The sequence below is a fragment of the Parapedobacter sp. SGR-10 genome (assembly GCF_011030405.1).
Lineage (GTDB): Bacteria > Bacteroidota > Bacteroidia > Sphingobacteriales > Sphingobacteriaceae > Sphingobacterium.
This window is the reverse complement of record NZ_JAAJTJ010000071.1, coordinates 1-657: the sequence shown is the minus strand read 5'-3', so window position 1 is coordinate 657 and position 657 is coordinate 1. Positions and strand designations below refer to the sequence as shown.

Here is a 657-nt window from a genome sequence, read left to right as displayed (position 1 = left end):
GAGGCTGTCTAAAAAGCCTTTTTAAAAAAAGGAATCCCCGATACATTAAAGTGTCGGGGATTTTTATTGTTTGTCCTAAAAAATGGTTATTTTTAGGTGCACCCAAACAATATGGCAAACATACTATTCAAAGCATTACCGTCCAATAGTCCGAGTCTTTTTCCGGAAGATATTTTTGCAAAGATCCCTGTCAATCATCCTGTACGCCTGGTTAACGAAGTTGTTGACAAATTGAACATTGAGCACATCATATGGCAATACAAAGGTGGGGGCACGACAAGTTTCCACCCCCGTATGCTGGTGAAAGTGCTATTCTACGCCTACCTGAGCAACATCTATTCGTGCCGTAAGATCGAAAGGGCCCTACAGGAGAACATCTATTTCATGTGGCTATCGGGGCACAGCACACCGGATTACCGGACAATCAACTACTTCCGTGGCAAGAGGCTCAAAGGGCATATCCATTCCCTTTTTGCCGAAGTTGTCCGCCTGCTTGCCGAACTGGGCTATGTGAGCCTGAAGGTCCAGTACATAGACGGTACGAAGATCGAATCGGCAGCAGGCCGTTACACTTTTGTATGGAAAGGTTCGGTTGAAAAGAACAAAGCCAAACTGGAAAATAAAATACTGTCGGTCCTCCGGGACATTGAATCACAG

The 657-nt window shown here is 44.9% G+C and carries 1 protein-coding gene; it reads left to right on the top strand.

Going from position 1 to position 657, the window contains the following annotated elements; translation table 11 throughout:
* Nucleotides 1-111 precede the first annotated feature (111 nt).
* Nucleotides 112-657: transposase (locus G5B00_RS17895; RefSeq protein WP_163878837.1), on the top strand; the 546-nt coding region annotated here is incomplete at its 3' end.